Genomic DNA, 16,422 nt, shown 5'->3' with positions numbered 1-16,422 from the left:
TGTCAGTTATCCCCGGTCTTTTGCGTCGTCTTGTCTTTTTGCATGTGCATGATGGTGGTGTAGAACACAAAGCTCACGGCTAGAATGATCAGAAAATAAATGATCGAGAAAGCGGCCGCAGGACCCAGATCAAACTGCCCGATGGCCATCGCCGTCAATGCCTGGCTGAGAAAGGTGGTTGAACTGCCAGGGCCGCCCCCCGTCAACACAAAAGGCTCGGCATAGATCATGAACGAGTCCATAAAGCGAATCAGCACGCCAATAACCAGCACATTGGTCAACTTGGGCAGTTGGATGTAACGGAACACGGCCCAGCGTGAGGCACGATCAATACGGGCAGCCTGATAGTAAGCCTCAGGGATGGCGCGCAGGCCGCTGTAGCACAACAAGGCAATCAGCGGTGTCCAGTGCCAGACATCCATCAGAATAATGGTCGCCCAGGCATCGCCTGAATTTCGTGAAATGTTGTAGGCATAACCCAGTTCACGCACCCCCCAGCCCATCAGGCCAATGTCTGTGCGGGTAAATATTTGCCAGATAGTGCCCACCACGTTCAGCGGAATCAGCAGTGGCAACGACACCAGCACCAGCGACAGCGATGCCTGCCAACCCTTCTTGGGCATCATCAGCGCCACCAGAATGCCCAGTGGCACTTCAATGGCCAGAATGGTAAAGGAGAAAATGAATTGCCGGACAAGCGCACCCTGCAATTGCGGATCGTTCAACATCGTCCGGTACCATTCTGTACCGGTGAAAAAACGGGTATTAGCGTCGAACACATCCTGAACCGAATAGTTCACCACCGTCATCAGCGGGATAACCGCTGAAAACGCAACGACAATAAAGACGGGCAGAACAAACAACCACCCCTTGTTGCTTTCAATCTTATTCATGGGGAAGCTCCAGCAAATATTCGTCGGCATAGACTTTGAGCCATTGCTCGGGAAAGCTGACGCGTGCTTTCTTATCCGGCACTTTCTGATCTTCGTGCAAACGTGCCTTCATCGGAATCGAGCCGAAGCGGAACGACATGATCCGGTAGGTACCCAGATCTTCGATATCCTGAATGGTGACCTCAAAAGCATCGTCATTGGCTTCTGTCCAGACATGGACAAACTCGGGACGAATGCCCAGTTTGATGTTGGTAATACCGGACTGGCGCAAATGCGCGACCATCTCATCCGCTACCGGCATCAGCTGGCCTTCAAATTCAAGGCCGCGATCAGTCAGCTCCGGCGTGATGAAATTCATGCCCGGGCTGCCAATGAAATAACCGACAAAGGTATGCTTCGGGCTTTCAAACAATTCCCGGGGTGTACCAAACTGAACAATCTGACCTTCGAACATCAGCGCGATCTTGTCGGCGAAGGTCGATGCCTCCAACTGATCGTGTGTTACATACACCATGGTGGTGTTGAACTGCTTGTGGATCTGTTTGAGCTTGCGCCGCAGCTTCCATTTCAGTTGCGGGTCAATGACCGTCAGCGGTTCGTCGAACAAAATGGCGGATACATCGTCCCGTACCAGGCCACGGCCCATCGATACTTTTTGCTTCTGATCGGCACTTAGCCCTTTGGCTTTGCGATTCAGCTGTTCAGTCAGCTCCAGCACTTCCGCCACTTCATACACCTTGGACTTGACCTTGTGCTCAGGCACACCGATGTTCCGCAGTGGAAAGGCGAGGTTCTCGAACACCGTCATGGTGTCGTACACCACCGGGAACTGAAACACCTGAGCAATGTTGCGCTGCTCGGGTTTCAGTTTATTAACCCGGATATCGTCGAACAGAATGTCGCCATCAGATGGTTCCAGCAGGCCGGAAATGATGTTCAGCAACGTCGACTTGCCGCACCCGGATGGGCCCAGCAAGGCATAAGCTCCACCTTGCTCCCAGACATGCTGCATTTCACGAATGGCATAGTCTTCCGGACCTTTGGGGTTGGCACTGTAAGTATGTGCCAGTGACTTCAAGGTAATTTGCGCCATGATCAGGCCTCCACAAGTCGGGCGGGCGAGTGAACAAGCGAGCCCTGGGTATCGAAGGCATACAACTTGTGGGTCGGAAAATAGATTTTGATCTCCTGATCAACCTCGTATTCGTGGACTCCGGACAAATGCAGCACCAGCTCGAAGTGAGGGTTGCGCACGTGCAGGAAGGTCTCCGAACCGGACAGCTCAGCCAGATCCACTTTTACCGGCAGTTCAAGGTCGTCGTCGGAATGAGGCACCAGGCCGATGTGCGAGGCCCGGACCCCGAACTGGTAATGCCCCGGCTGCAGCATTTTCAGATCATTGTTCAGTTGAAAGTGCACGTCCTGATCAAAGGTAACTTCATTTTCTGTCACCTCCCCCGGCACCACATTAATGGGCGGTTCCGAGAACATTTCTGCCGTGATGATGTCGCGCGGCTTGTGGTACACCTGTGCCGTCGGGCCCATTTGCAGCAAGCGCCCCTCATGCAATACCGCCGTATTACCGCCCAGTGCCAGCGCTTCATTGGGTTCGGTGGTAGCGTAAACGGCAATGCAATTGCGCGCTTTGAACAGATTGCGCAACTCATCGCGCAACCCTTCGCGCAATTTGTAGTCGAGGTTGACCAGGGGTTCATCGAACAGGACCACCTGGGCGTCCTTCACCAGAGCACGGGCCATCGCCGTTCTCTGCTGTTGCCCCCCGGAGAGTTCCAGTGGCAGTCGATCGAGCATGGATTCGATGCCCAGCATTTCAGCGGTTTCACGCACCCGCCGATCGAGCGTGCCTTTGTCCAGTTTGGCCAGGCGCAGTGGCGAAGCGATGTTTTCGTAAACGGTGAGGTTCGGGTAATTGATAAACTGTTGATACACCATGGAGATGTTCCGCTCGCGCACCGACACGCCGGTGACATCCACGCCATTCATCAGAACCTTGCCCTTGGTTGGCCGGTCAAGTCCGGCCATCAGACGCATCAGAGTGGTTTTGCCGGAGAGCGTTCGCCCCAGCAATACGTTGAAGGAACCCGGCTCCAGCGTCAGATCGACATCCGAAATCCAGGTCTCTCCATCGACGACCCGTGACACGTTTTGCAGCGTCAATGACATGCTACTTACCCTTTGTCGTTATTGTTTGGTCTTGCAACCCCACTCAAAGGTTGAGCGGGGTGGATAGCCTGATCGGCCTTTTATTTTTATATCAATCTGTAACTGCGATTACCTGCCGGAACCCGGTCACTGCGTTATTGGCTTGCCGCGGACAGATCGGGTTCTGGCGTTCCGTGACATGAGTATTACAAGACTCGTGCCAATAGAAACGAAAATTATCGAATATTTTCCAACACCCTTAACCTGTGGGGCTTCGCGCCATTTCTCCCTGAAGAGACGTTGGAGTTCGAGTAAATAATCCGCGCGTCATGAGTGTTCAAAACTGTTCAAAGTGTTCAGCCTGACCGCAAGAATGAACACTTTCGTGAACAACTGGCCTGACATCAACGTCACCCTGGCAGAAAGAGAACGATCGAACCGGGCCCACAAGGCGGGGGGATTCCTGCTTGAATCCGCCTCGCCGCCACCTGTGAACACTGCTTCACAGTTGACTTGCCCGCAAACCAATGCAGAATGTTGCGCATGGCTTGTCGCTCCACCCTGGTAATCAGTGGTACCGGAGCCGGAAATGGACAAAAACGAACATTCAAGTCTGTCTAAACAACAACAAAACGCACAGCCAAGTCCTGATTTCACAGGACATGAGAGTCTCGATACGAACACTAAAGATCACAAAGATGTGATTCAGGAATCGTGGTTCCGGTGTGAGCAGTATGGTCTGGAGCATGGTAGCCAGCCCAACTTTGCCACCTTACCGAAAGGGGAGCTCAAGGACCGGGTCGAACAGCATCACAGTCTGCTGGAGACAACGGAAAAAGAAGTCCTTCCGTACTACGAAAACATCCTGAGCAACTCATCTTGCATGATTGTTCTGGCCGACCGGCAAGGGCATGTCCTCAATACCTGGGGGCAATCGCGTTTCGGACCCGCTTCCGAACACGGGCTGGTGGGTGGCAATCAATGGACAGAGGTGGGGGTTGGCACCAACGCTATCGGTACCGCCCTGATCACCGGCCACGCCATTCAGGTAGGCCGGGACGAGCATTTCCTGCGTGCCAACCGCTTCATGGTGGGCTCGGCCTCCCCCATTTACGACACCAAGAATGACCTGGTGGGGGTTCTGGACATCTCATCCGATGCTTACCTGCCGCAGGACCACACCCTGGGCATGGTTAAATTGATGTCGCTGAGTGTAGAAAACCGGCTGATTTATTCTGCGTTTCAGAAAGACCACTTTATCCTCACCTTCAATACCAATGTCGTCAGTCTCGACAGCCACTGGTCCGGCATTCTGGTGCTCGATGAGAATGGCATCATCGTCTCGGCCAACCGCCGGGCCGAGGTCGTCCTGGCGCAGGATCTCGCCTTGTTGAACATCAACCAGGTTTTTGACTGCTCCATGCGGGAAATCAAGCACCACCCGCCCAACGCGCCGATGAAACTGCGTGCCATGGGCCGGTTTCAGATCTATGTAAAAGTCATTCCACCCCTGGCACCGGTCATGCGGGTGCCCGATTTCCGCAACCGGGCCGACTATATACCACCAGTGACCCCACTTGATGCTGAGGCACAGACCGCCCCTTTCGATTTGACGGCCTACACCGAATCAGACACCGGGCCAGAGGCGACGGAGACCCATGAAGAACAATCGTCAGCCCGGGAAATAACGGCCGCCCAGCCGCAATACCCGCTGCCGCCGAATGTCATTCCACTGGAGCAACTGGAACATGGGGACGTGCGGGTAAGGCGGACGGTGCGCCAAGCGCACAAGATCATGGAAAAGGACATTCCGATACTGATTCACGGTGAAACCGGCGCTGGCAAGGAAATTCTGGTGCGTAGCCTGCATTATCACAGCAGCCGGGCCAGTGAAATGCTGGTGGCGGTTAACTGCGCCGCCATCCCGTCAGAGCTGGTCGAGTCTGAACTCTTTGGCTACGAGCGCGGCGCCTTCACAGGCGCTCAGAACAAGGGCTCTATTGGCCTCATTCGTCGCGCCCATCGGGGCACCCTCTTTCTCGATGAAATTGGGGAAATGCCACTGACGGTTCAGTCGCGACTGCTGCGTGTATTGCAGGAACGCATGGTTACCCCGCTGGGCTCAACCGAGGTGTTTCCAGTCGACATCAAGCTGATTTCAGCCACCAACCGGATTCTGAAAGACGAAGTCGCCGAAGGCCGGTTCAGGGAAGACCTGTATTACCGCATTTCCGGACTCAACATCGAACTGCCCTCACTGCGCGACCGGGCCGACAAGGCCGAACTGATCCGCTACGTTTTCGAGCGTTTGCGCCTTGAAGAACCCGCCCAGCCGCTGAGTGAGCACTTGCTTAAGATGCTGGTCAAACACCCCTGGCCCGGCAACATGCGCCAGCTGGTTCATGTTTTGAAAGTGGGCATGGCCATGGCCGACGGGGATGAACTGGAAGACTGGCACCTGCCCGATGACTTTTTCGATGAGCTCGACAGCCCGCACCAGCCGGGGAACACGCCAGAGGTAGAACCTCTGGAACGGCTAATACCCCGGTTGCTGAAAGAGCACCACGGCAATGTATCCAAAACCGCAAAAGCGGCCGGGGTCAGCCGCAATACCGTTTACAAATACCGGGCATGAACTCAATGCCCCGATCAATCCATCAACGCTGATCGAACCGCGCGCTGCCATCCAGACACCAGCCGCTTGCGCTGATCCGACTTCATGTCGGTATCAAAGGTGCGGTCTGCCTGCCACAGTTCAGACAATTCCCGGGTCGATTTGTAGACCCCGGTTTGCAAACCGGCCAACATCGCTGCACCGAGGGCAGTGGTTTCTGTAATAACCGGACGGGTCACTTTGGAATCCGTCACATTGGACAGAAACTGCATCGCCCAGTTATTCGCAGCCATACCGCCGTCGATGCGCAGTTCAACTTCATCTATGGCGCCATCGTCGAGCATGGCACCCAGCAGATCGGCGGTCTGATACCCGACCGACTGTAAACCCGCCGTCACGATGTGCTCAATGCCCGTATCCCGCGTCATCCCGACCAGGGCGGCGCGTGCATCCGGATCCCAGTGCGGGGCGCCCAGTCCGGTAAACGCCGGGACCAGATACACATGCTGATCCGGCCCTACTTTCTTGGCCATGGCTTCACTGTCGGCGGCGTGTTTGATGAACCCCATCTTGTCCCGCAGCCACTGCATGGTGGCCCCGGCCATGAAGATCGAGCCTTCCAGTGCGTAGGTCACCCGGCCATCGATCCGGTAGCCAACGGTGGTCAGCAGGCGGTGCTTTGAATTAACCGGTTGCGAACCCGTGTTCATCACCATAAAACAGCCGGTACCGTAGGTGCTCTTGGTCATGCCCTTGTCGAAGCAGCATTGACCGAACAGCGCGGCTTGCTGGTCGCCGGCCACCCCGGCAATGGGCAGTTCAATACCCACGACTTCCGGATCGGTAGTGCCAAAATCGGCAGCTGAGTCCAGCACCGTCGGCATCATTAACCGGGGCACACGAAACAGGTCCAGCAGCGCAGAATCCCATTGCTGGGTATGAATGTTGAACAGCAGCGTCCGCGAAGCATTGGTCGCATCGGTGACGTGGCGTTTGCCTCCGGTCATTTTCCAGATCAGGTAGGTATCAACAGTGCCGAACAACAGGTCACCGGCCTCTGCCTGGGCCCGGGCTCCTTTGACGTTGTCGAGAATCCAGGCGACTTTCGAAGCGGAGAAATACGGATCCAGCAGCAACCCGGTTTTTTCATGCACCCAGCCTTCTGTCTTCCGGTCCTGAAGCTCCTCACAGTACCGGGCTGTGCGCCGGTCCTGCCAGACGATGGCGTTATACAGCGGCTCACCCGTCTTGCGATTCCACACCAGGGTGGTTTCCCGCTGATTGGTAATGCCCAGCGCCCGAATCGTGCCATCGTGCTCCCCAGCCCTGGCAATGACCTCTTTCAAGGTATCGAGCGTCGACTGCCAGATGTCTTCCGGATTGTGCTCAACCCAGCCATCATCTGGAAAGTGCTGTTCAAATTCCTGTTGCGCACTGGCCAGGCTGTCGCCCTGCCGACTGAAGAGAATGGTGCGGGTACTGGTCGTGCCCTGATCAATGGCTAGCAGTAAATCTGTCATAGGAACCCCGGATTCTGTAACGCCGTTATTTTCTTTTTTGTTCGATATTGAAGTTTATCCGCGCATAAACGAACTTTAAAGTATTTTTCTGTGCTTTCTGCCTAGATATAGGTGTTGCGAAAATCAAGTGCAGGCTGCCGGGTAGGCTTATCCGGGGAAGTCCGCAGCAAGGATGCTGCGGTCTAGGCCCCATGGATGGGTTCACGCCGACCCCGGATAAGCCTACCCGGTGGCCTGCACGCACTCATTCCTACCAAGCAGAACCAACCTCCTTATTAGGTAGCCGAACCCGTCACCCATCAAAGCGGATTCCCGGAACAGTGTGGTAACAGGCCATCAAAAACTCAAACCGAATAACAGGCAGAAAGTCGGTAGGACAACGTTAAGAACAGTGTGCTAAGGTACTTTCCGTCCGTCTGATGTCGCATCTAGGAGTGTTCATGAGCAACCCCAAACATACCCTTTTCTGGATGACGGTCTACCTGCTGATCGTTGCCACCGTCTGTGCTCTGATTTATGAACCTCTCAAATCAGCCTTTATGGCCAACTGGGTCTTTAATGCCCTCATTCTGGCCGTCTTGCTGATTGGTATTGGCCTGACCTACCGTCAGGTCCTGATTCTGCGCCCCGAATTGCAGTGGATTGCCCTGTTTCGAACCGGCCGCAGCGGCTTGTCTGTCAAGCAGGAGCCGCGACTGCTGAAGCCGCTGGCGCGCCAGTTGGGTGAAGATTTCAAGCGCGACCGCTTTACCTTGTCGGCGATGTCGCTGCGCACCGTGCTCGATGGCATTCGCTCTCGGCTCGATGAATCCCGCGAGATTTCCCGCTATATGATCAGCTTGCTGGTGTTTCTCGGGCTGCTGGGTACCTTCTGGGGTCTGCTGGGTACCATTGAAGCGGTGGGCCGGGTGATCATCAACCTGGACATCGGCAATCAGGATTTTGAACAGGTTTTCGGCGAACTCCAGGCTGGCCTGTTACGACCACTCGATGGCATGGGTACTGCTTTCAGTTCATCCCTGCTCGGTTTGGGGGGGTCACTGGTACTGGGCTTTCTGGATATTCAGGCTGGCCATGCGCAGAACCGGTTTTACGACAGTCTCGAAGAATGGCTCACGGGCCTGACCAACCTGATTGACGCGCGCGACCTGACCGACGAACCCGGCCTGCCACGGACCCAGAAAGCCCGTGAGGAACTGGCCGAAGAACTCCTGATCCTCGAAGAAGAAAATCGCCAGCTGAAAGAAAAGCTGGGTTTTTCTGACGACGACTGAACGGAGCCCCGCTGATGTTAGGCAGTCGCAGACGCGCTCAAACTACAGTCAATGTCTGGCCCGGCTACGTAGACGCCTTGTCGGCGCTGCTGTTGCTGGTCATCTTTATGTTGTTGATCTTCACGCTGGCGCAGGTATTTCTGGCTGAAACCGTCTCGGACCGGGATGCCGAGCTGAACCGGCTCAATGCCCGCCTTGCCGAAATCAGCAATGCCCTGCGCCTTCAGGAAGAAAGCAATGAAGCACTGAACGAACGGCTGGTATCACTGCGTGCCCAGTATAACCAGAGCCTGCAACGCCAGGCCGGGTTAGAGGAACAGGTAGCCGCGCTCGAAGAGACCATTGAGACCGACCGGGAAACCATTGAAGTCCAGCTACGGGAAAAAGCTGCACTGCAGCAGGATATCGTGACCCTGCGCGAATTGCGGGCCGAACTGGAACAGGAAATTGCCGGCCTGGTAACCCGCCTGAACCAAAGCGAGGAAACCGTCGATCAGTTGGAAGTCGAACTGGCCGCCCGGGATGAGCTGGTCGGTTCCCTGCGCGATCGCAGCCAGGCCCTGGAAGCCAGGTTGGCGACCGAAGAGGAGCGCACCCTGCTCGCCCAGCGTGAGATCGAGGAACAGGAACTGCGCATTGAAGATCTGGTCGCCATCGCCAGCGAAGGCGAGGAAGCCCTGGAAGAGGAAAAACGCCTGTCGGCCCGGGCCCAGGCTGAGATTGACCGTTTGAGTCAGCAAATTGATGCCCTGCAAGCCCAGCTCAACCAAATCAGCACCGCTCTGGCACTGGAACAGGAATTGACTGCTGAGCAGGAGATTTTGCTGGCAGACCTGGGCGAGCGTTTAAATTCGGCACTGGCACAGCGCGTCAACGAACTCGAACAATACCGGTCCGATTTCTTTGGCCGGCTGCGTCAGGCGTTGGCCAACAACCCCAACATCCGGATCGAGGGCGATCGCTTTCTGCTGCCTTCCGAGCTGTTTTTCGAGTCGGCGTCGGCGACGCTGGGCGTTGCGGGCCAGCGCGAACTGGACAAACTGGCCGATATTTTCGAAGAAATCGCCGCTGACATACCCGACGACATCAACTGGATACTGCGCATCGACGGCCATACTGACCAGCGCCCGATCAACACCGAGCGTTTCCCCTCCAACTGGGAGCTTTCCACAGCCCGGGCGGTGTCGGTTGTTCGCTATCTGGCACAACAGGGCATCGACCAGAACCGTATGGCGGCTGCAGGCTTTGGCGAACACCACCCGGTAGACCCGGCTTTTACCGAAGAGGCGTTTCAGAATAACCGGCGCATTGAGGTCAAGTTGACCAATCGCTAAGGCAGTGTAAGGTCAGCAAGCGGTTGCTGCCTGCTACCGGAATGCGGACGGTTCTGCCACCCAAAAAAAGGCCAGACAATAGTCTGGCCAAGGGTCTTACACGGGTTCGGTTACAAAGTCGGGTTCAACTGTTGTCGTCTTCGTCCCAGTCATCCCAGTCGTCGTCGCCATCATCATCGTCGTCATCTTCGTCTGAATCCAGGTCGCCGTCGTCATCGTCGTCTTCGCCATAATCGGCCGACTCCTCGATGTTTTCCTCGATAACGTCATACACCTTCGCAGCGTCATTTGAGCTGTCATCATCGTCGAGGAAAATCTCACTGCTTCCCTGTGCGATGCCATCTTCAAAACGAACGCCATCGCTATTGGTGTCATCGTCATCAAACCGGAACCAGCGTGCCATGCGGAACGCGACGATCAAATCCACTGAGCCATCAACGTCAAAGCCCAGGCTGGAATCCAGCCCCGACAACTCGAAATCGTCGTCTTCGTCGTAGGTCAGTTTAAAGTCATACTCGTTCACTGCCCCGTTTACTGGCGTATATTGCCCCTCAAGATAGAGGCTGTAATTTGCGCCCAGGTCTTCGAACTGATCCATCAGTAGCTGCCCGTCTGCACCCTGATCATTACTGCGCAACGGACCGTACTCGATCTCGATGTCGTCGTATCGGCCCCGGGGCAAACTCAGCTCTGGCAAGTTGGGCGTCACCTCATTGGTGAGCAGATTGACCACAAAGGGTCCGACAAATTCGATCTCATCGTCGTCGCTGTCGTCATCGTCATCGTCATCCTGATCGTCGTCGTCCTGCTCTAGCTCAATGGAGCGCACAACGATCCAGGCTTTGGTTAGGGTCAGGTCCCCCGCTTTAGTGCTGTCCGGGTTGATGACGGGCAATACAACCGGTTCGCCCGCATCCCGCACCGTCAGAGAACGCGCTGTGTTCGCACTGTAGCTGGGTGCCGTGGCTTGAATATCCAGAGTGGCGCGTCCCAAACTGGTGTCACCTCCCGGGTTGCAGGCTGCCAGCAAGGTAGCTGTACCGGCAATAACGGCCATCGTCAGCGGACGGGGACGGTAAGACCAGATACCGCGATGCGATGGCGTGCTGTGTTGTGTCTGTTTCAAGTGTGATGGTTTAGTCATAGTTATCACCTTCTGCTGTCTGCCACTCACGATCAATGTGATGCCCGATGGGCTGATTTGACTCGCAACCAAGCCTACGCCCCAGCTTTGTAAGACATGTTTCAATACTGTACCCGGATTGTTGGCAAGCGTTCTCAGCCGACGCCCGGACCGTTATAGTGGCGTCTCACTGAGGGCATTTGATGTTTTCGATATTCGCCAGAATTTACAGCACCTGGGTTGGCATCTTACTGATTGCCGGCCTGGCGTTGTTTGTGGCCGTCACACTGGTCAACGATGCCCGCTTCAAACATTTCTCAGACCCCTTGCTGAGTTCTGCCGCCCGGTTTGTGCAACAGGGGTACCTGCGCCAGGATACGGACGAACGCCGCCAGTCCTGGTTGGACCTGGTATCAACGCTGACGGGTGCCAACTGGGTCGCATCCGACAATCAGCTGCAGCAAGCCCAGTACAGTGACGTTGACTGGGGCAGCGAAACGGCCCGCTTCATCCATCCGCTTGATGACCGGCAAGCCGTTAGCGTCACCATCAGTGACTGGGAGCACCTGGCCACGGGTCTCGGCCTGCTAGTGACCAACGAGCTGTCGCTGGTCCCTGCTGCGCAACGGGAACAACGCCTGGCCGAGTTGAACGCCGACCTGGGCATCGGCATTCAGCGCCTGGGCTGGCGCAATGAAGGCCTGGGGTTCGTGCTGGAACGCGATCTGGACAACGGACAGGTCGTGGTCGACCGGAATAACACCCTGAAACAGTTTTTTGTCTATGTACCGGCCGGTTCCGAGCAAGCGCTCCGGCTGGGGCCATTTCAGGAGTTCGTCTGGCTAACGCCCGATATGACGCTGATCTTGCTGATGGGTTTTCTAAGCATTACGGCCCTCGCGCTCTGGCGAGTGCTGAGGCCACTGCAATATCGCCTGACTCGCATGAACCAGGCCATCGACACCATCGCCGAAACGGGGACGTCGCCCGACCTGCCGGAAAAACAGAACGACGCACTGACCGAGATGTGGCGTCACATTCAGTCGATGGCTGACCGCCTGATTCAGCTAGCCGAACAAAGTCAGCAACTGAACCAGGCGGTCTCCCACGATCTGAAAACCCCACTGGCCAGAATGCAGTTTGCGCTGGCGATGCTCGACCCGGATGCCCCTCTGACGGCGCAACTGCAAGCCGACGTCCGCGAATTGAATCAACTGATTGATGAATTGTTGCTGTACCATCAACTGAGCCAGCAAAAACCAGCCAGCGGTAGCGATGCAGACGCGGCCTATTGTTTTGTCAGCAATGAACTGAGCGACCTGGTTGATCGCATGCAACCGGGCAGTGGCACCCTTGAACGGGTACTCGACCCCATCAATCGCGGCAGTATCGCTGCCCACCACTGGCGTCGCCTATGCCGCAACCTGATCAGTAACGCCCTTCAGTACGGTCAGGGACAGACGCGTGTCACGCTGAGCGCCCAACCGCCGCAGCTGGTGCTCACCGTTGAAGACAACGGCCCGGGGTTCCGGGGCATGAGCCTCGAAGACGCTATTCAACCCTTCGTGCGTGGCGACAAGGCGCGCAACCTGAGCCATAACGGTCATGGCATGGGGCTCACCCTGGTCGCCACCCTGGTACGTCATTATCAGGGTGAACTGACGCTCGGGCGCAGCGAGTTGGGGGGTGCCTCGGTAACGGTGTCACTCCCTGCTCTGACGCATCAAGCTGAGGTGTCATCATGATGGGCTGTAACGTGTGCACCCGTCTGCTTGAGGCCCTGGTGTTCATGCTCCTGCTGAGCCTCGGCCCGGTTTTGGCCGAAGACGACTGGGGAGAATGGGACGACCTGCCCGACAACCTGCTTGAATCGCAAAACGATGTCCGTTCACTGGAAGATCTGTCGCAACAACTGGACCAGTTGATTGCCGACCGGGCAGGCGCTTCAGGGTCCACTCAGGAGCGTCTGCTGGAGCGCTGGCTAAGCCAGCTTGCCCCCGGTGAACGTGAATCGCTGTCGCTCGATACGCTGCTGTCGCTGCCGGAAGACTGGACCGATGATCAGTTTGAAACCTGGTATGAATCACTGGGTGAAGACCCCGGGGTCAATAGCATCGACGACGATCTTGATGACGATGATGACGACGACGACGATCTGGACGATGATACCGAGATGGAAGAAAGCGAAATAGACGATGACAGGGATGAAGAGGACGAAGATGACAATGACACTGTTTAAGCATCTGCGACCTGCACTGTGGCTGCTGTTATCGCTGCCAGCCATTGCTATCGCTGAAACCGACTGGTCGGAGGAACTGACCGCCATTCAACAACTGCAGGCCGACGGCAACGTCGTGCAAGCCGTCATCGACCTGGAAGCCCTGCACAGCCAGAACCCGACCGCTGCCCGCCTGAAGCTGGAACTGGCGGTGCTATACCTGCAACTGAACCAGCCAGACACCGCCGAACGCTATCTGGCTGACGTTCTGGCCGACCCCGACTTGCCGGTGCGGGTGCGCATCAATACCCAGGTGCTGCTGATTCAGGCACAAGAGGCCCAGACAGTAAGCGACTATCAGTTCAGCAGTTATCTGGAACTCAGTGCCGGGCAGACTGAGCAGGCGAATAGTGGCTATGCTCAGGTCGGAGGCCAGGGCCAGCTACTGCTGCCTAAAACCGTGTTCTATTCCACCCGGCAATCCTACACCGTGCGACCGCTGATTCAGGTGACGGCCTTGTCCCGCTATTACCCGGACAGAACCGATTCGCCCTGGCTTGGGCGACTGGAAGGCGGGTTTTCGGTGCGCAACCCCAGCGCCATAGTACAACTGACCCTGGGTTTGCAACACGACGACACCCTGGACGGCTGGCTCGGCCGGGCCGCCTTTGCACAAAGCATGGGAGAGTTTCGGGTACGCCTCGCTCACGATCAGTTCTGGCACGATCAGGGCCTCGAAAGCGACAGTCGCGCGGTACTATCGGCGGCGGTGGGTACGCGCAGCCGGGCGAGCCTGTTCTGGGAAGGCGAACATCGCCGACTGGACGCCAACACCACCACCGACCATGATCTGGGGGTCGGCGTCAGTAGCGACTTTGCCACCTGGGAGACGGAATACAACCTGGTGCAATCGCTGACCCGCGACCAGCTTGGTCTGGAGAACCGCATCATCTGGCGGGTTGCACCCGACTGGCGCCTGCGACTGCGAGTTGATCTTACCGACCTGACTGAGACCGATCCATTGAGCTATGCTGCATCGATCAGCCTGCGATGGACCCCATAGGAACCCGACCATGACGTTTTCCCACTCCAGTGACAAAACAACGACCAGCGAACCCGAGGCGAATCAGGCCAGCTATGGCCGACTGGTTCTGGTCGAAGACGATGTCGCCCTGAGCGATCTGACCCGACAATACCTCACCCGGGAAGGGTTCGAGGTGCAGACCGTCGCCGACGGCCTTCAGGCACCGGACCGTATTCAGGCCTGGGCACCGGACCTGGTGATTCTGGACATCATGTTACCGGGGCAGGATGGCCTGGAAGTCTGCCGCCAGATCCAGCGTTTTTATCAGGGGCCGATACTGTTTCTGACCGCTCGTGGCGAATCTCTGGACGAAATTCTCGGGCTTGAACTGGGGGCCGACGACTACCTGACCAAACCCGTCGAACCCCGGGTTCTGCTGGCGCGAATTAAGGCGCATCTGCGTCGCAGCCGCCGTATCAAGGCACCATCGGGCATCAGCGACGGCACCGTGCTCGACTGGCTCAACGTCGATAAACGCAATCTCAAAGTCACCTGCCAGGGCCGGGATGTTGAACTGACCCAACCCGAGTTCAACCTGCTGTGCCTGCTGTATGATCAGCCTGGCGTGATTCACAGCCGTGATGACATCATGAAAGCACTGCGCGGCATTGAGTACGATGGGGTATCACGCACGGTAGACATTCTGGTATCCGGCATTCGTCAGAAGCTCGGGCTGGAGAACGCAATACGAACCGTGCGGGGCAAGGGTTATCTGCTGGTGGAATCCCCTTTCTGACCCGGCTACCGTGATGCTGATTTGTCAGCGCCGTGGCATTTTCATAAACTGAGCGGCCATCCGATCAACCGAGTCGCTCCATGGTTCACGCCATTGCATCACACCTGATGGGCGCTGTTGCTGCCCTGGCCCTGCTGGGCCATACCCTGTTTCTCGGGGTCTTTCTTTATATATTTATTCTGCTGCGTTTGTTACTTCAGTTTCCGGCCGGGCAACGCTGGGTAAACCCTTGCATCACTGAAATCGCCGCTCTGTGGATGGGTGGTATTTTATGGTGGATGCGGCGCATGCAGAAAACCCGTTGGGACATTCAGGGATTGGGCCAGCTCAACCCCAGAGGCTGGTATCTGCTCACCGTCAATCACCAGTCCTGGGCCGACATTTTTGTGTTATTCCAGGCCTATCACCGCAAGATTCCGCTGTTGAAGTTTTTCATCAAGAAACAAATGGCCCGAATTCCAGTGGTTGGCCAAGCCTGGTGGGCTCTCGACTTCCCTTTTATGGAGCGTCACTCCAAAGCCTACCTGAAGAAACACCCGGAGAAAGTCGGCCAGGATTTGCTGGCCACCCAACGCGCCTGCGAGAAGTTTTCCGAAATGCCGACCAGCGTGGTGAATTTTCTGGAGGGCACCCGCTTTTCACCACTCAAACACGAGCAGCAGGCGTCCCCATTCCGGCATTTGCTCAGGCCCAAGGCCGGCGGCATCGCCTTTACTATCAGGGCGCTGGGTAGCAAATTCAGCGCCCTGACCAACGTCACCATCGTCTACCCCCAGGGCGTCCCCTCGTTTTGGGATCTACTGTGCGGGCGCATGAAGCATGTGATTATGAGAGTTGAAGAAATCGCCATTCCCGATCACTTCAGCCGGGGCGATTACCAGAATGACGATGCCTTTCGCCAGGAAGTGCAGGAGTGGGTACAGACCATCTGGGTTAGAAAAGACCGGCTCATGGATGCCTGCCTGAGAGAGCAACGACCAAACTAACAGGTGGGTTAACGCCAGCGTTCGGCCAGGGTGGTGTCACTCTGTCGCGCATCGAGCCAGCGCGAAGTACCGTCTGGTCCGGTTTCCTTTTTCCAGAACGGCGCCTCGGTCTTCAGAACGTCCATCACAAAGGCCGCACCGTCAAATGCTGCCTGCCGGTGGGGGCTGCTGACACCAACAAAGACTATCTGGTCAGCCGGGTGCAAATTGCCCACCCGATGCACGATACGAACCCGGTTCAGCGGCCAGCGCCCGGCCGCCTGCTCTGCCAGCTGCTGCAGTACCGATTCGGTCATGCCCGGGTAGTGCTCCAGATGCAGGCTGTGAACCGCTTCCCCCTCATTGAGGTCTCGCACCCGGCCGACAAAGAACACCACAGCGCCGTCATCGGTATTGTGAGAACAGAGGGCATCGTATTCCACCTGAACGTTAAAATCGTCTGAGCCAACGCGTACGTCTATGGCCGTTGTTCGCATG

The 16,422-nt window shown here is 56.5% G+C and carries 14 protein-coding genes; 8 read left to right on the top strand and 6 right to left on the bottom strand.

Annotated features, from left to right (window positions below; all coding sequences use genetic code 11):
• Positions 1-2 precede the first annotated feature (2 nt).
• From ACHUE7_RS13415 to ACHUE7_RS13405, 3 genes are read right to left on the bottom strand one after another with little or no spacing between them, the layout of a single operon-like run.
• Positions 3-893: a carbohydrate ABC transporter permease gene (locus tag ACHUE7_RS13415; RefSeq protein ID WP_394170423.1), complete on the bottom strand. Its 891-nt coding sequence runs from the start codon at positions 891-893 to the stop codon at positions 3-5.
• A complete protein-coding gene (locus ACHUE7_RS13410) occupies positions 886-1,986 on the bottom strand; it encodes an ABC transporter ATP-binding protein (RefSeq protein WP_394170422.1) in 1,101 nt (366 codons plus the stop codon). Before ACHUE7_RS13410 ends, ACHUE7_RS13415 begins: the two co-directional genes overlap by 8 nt.
• Positions 1,987-1,988: 2 nt before the next feature.
• On the bottom strand, positions 1,989-3,077 hold the full coding sequence (locus ACHUE7_RS13405; protein ID WP_394170421.1) for an ABC transporter ATP-binding protein: 1,089 nt from the start codon (positions 3,075-3,077) through the stop codon (positions 1,989-1,991).
• A gap of 679 nt (positions 3,078-3,756) precedes the next feature.
• On the opposite strand from ACHUE7_RS13405, the gene ACHUE7_RS13400 reads away from it, so the two are divergent.
• The gene (locus ACHUE7_RS13400) at positions 3,757-5,691 is read left to right on the top strand and encodes a sigma-54-dependent Fis family transcriptional regulator (RefSeq protein ID WP_394170420.1); all 1,935 of its coding nucleotides are present in this window, start codon (positions 3,757-3,759) and stop codon (positions 5,689-5,691) included.
• 14 nt (positions 5,692-5,705) lie between these two features.
• Here the strand turns inward: ACHUE7_RS13400 and glpK are convergent, their stop codons facing one another.
• Entirely contained in the window at positions 5,706-7,190 is a 1,485-nt protein-coding gene (gene glpK / locus ACHUE7_RS13395; RefSeq protein WP_394170419.1) for a glycerol kinase GlpK, read from the bottom strand.
• Between the two features lie 440 nt (positions 7,191-7,630).
• On the opposite strand from glpK, the gene ACHUE7_RS13390 reads away from it, so the two are divergent.
• Positions 7,631-8,464: a hypothetical protein gene (locus ACHUE7_RS13390; RefSeq protein ID WP_394170418.1), complete on the top strand. Its 834-nt coding sequence runs from the start codon at positions 7,631-7,633 to the stop codon at positions 8,462-8,464.
• A 14-nt stretch (positions 8,465-8,478) separates the two neighbouring features.
• Positions 8,479-9,798, top strand: coding sequence for a peptidoglycan-binding protein (locus tag ACHUE7_RS13385; RefSeq protein ID WP_394170417.1), 1,320 nt, complete (start codon positions 8,479-8,481; stop codon positions 9,796-9,798).
• Between the two features lie 124 nt (positions 9,799-9,922).
• Here ACHUE7_RS13385 and ACHUE7_RS13380 read toward each other — a convergent pair whose 3' ends face one another.
• On the bottom strand, positions 9,923-10,942 hold the full coding sequence (locus ACHUE7_RS13380; protein WP_394170416.1) for a hypothetical protein: 1,020 nt from the start codon (positions 10,940-10,942) through the stop codon (positions 9,923-9,925).
• A gap of 182 nt (positions 10,943-11,124) precedes the next feature.
• Between ACHUE7_RS13380 and ACHUE7_RS13375 the strand changes: the two genes are divergently transcribed.
• The 5 genes from ACHUE7_RS13375 (at position 11,125) to ACHUE7_RS13355 (ending at position 15,945) form a co-directional block, all read left to right on the top strand.
• A complete protein-coding gene (locus tag ACHUE7_RS13375) occupies positions 11,125-12,666 on the top strand; it encodes an ATP-binding protein (RefSeq protein ID WP_394170415.1) in 1,542 nt (513 codons plus the stop codon).
• Positions 12,663-13,160: a hypothetical protein gene (locus ACHUE7_RS13370; RefSeq protein WP_394170414.1), complete on the top strand. Its 498-nt coding sequence runs from the start codon at positions 12,663-12,665 to the stop codon at positions 13,158-13,160. Before ACHUE7_RS13375 ends, ACHUE7_RS13370 begins: the two co-directional genes overlap by 4 nt.
• Entirely contained in the window at positions 13,147-14,202 is a 1,056-nt protein-coding gene (locus tag ACHUE7_RS13365; RefSeq protein ID WP_394170413.1) for a tetratricopeptide repeat protein, read from the top strand. The genes ACHUE7_RS13370 and ACHUE7_RS13365 overlap by 14 nt, the downstream gene beginning before the upstream one ends.
• Before the next feature lie 10 nt (positions 14,203-14,212).
• Positions 14,213-14,959, top strand: coding sequence for a response regulator transcription factor (locus ACHUE7_RS13360; protein WP_348476070.1), 747 nt, complete (start codon positions 14,213-14,215; stop codon positions 14,957-14,959).
• Positions 14,960-15,039: 80 nt separating this feature from the next.
• Complete coding sequence (locus ACHUE7_RS13355) at positions 15,040-15,945, top strand: acyltransferase (RefSeq protein ID WP_394170411.1); 906 nt, start codon at positions 15,040-15,042, stop codon at positions 15,943-15,945.
• Between the two features lie 8 nt (positions 15,946-15,953).
• On the opposite strand, the gene moaE is transcribed toward ACHUE7_RS13355, so the two are convergent.
• Entirely contained in the window at positions 15,954-16,421 is a 468-nt protein-coding gene (moaE, locus tag ACHUE7_RS13350; protein WP_394170409.1) for a molybdopterin synthase catalytic subunit MoaE, read from the bottom strand.
• Between the last annotated feature and the right edge of the window lies 1 nt (position 16,422).

Source organism: Saccharospirillum alexandrii (assembly GCF_043641555.1).
Lineage (GTDB): Bacteria > Pseudomonadota > Gammaproteobacteria > Pseudomonadales > Natronospirillaceae > Saccharospirillum > Saccharospirillum alexandrii_A.
The sequence above is the reverse complement of the archived record's forward strand: the minus strand, read 5'-3'. Positions and strand labels throughout refer to the sequence as shown.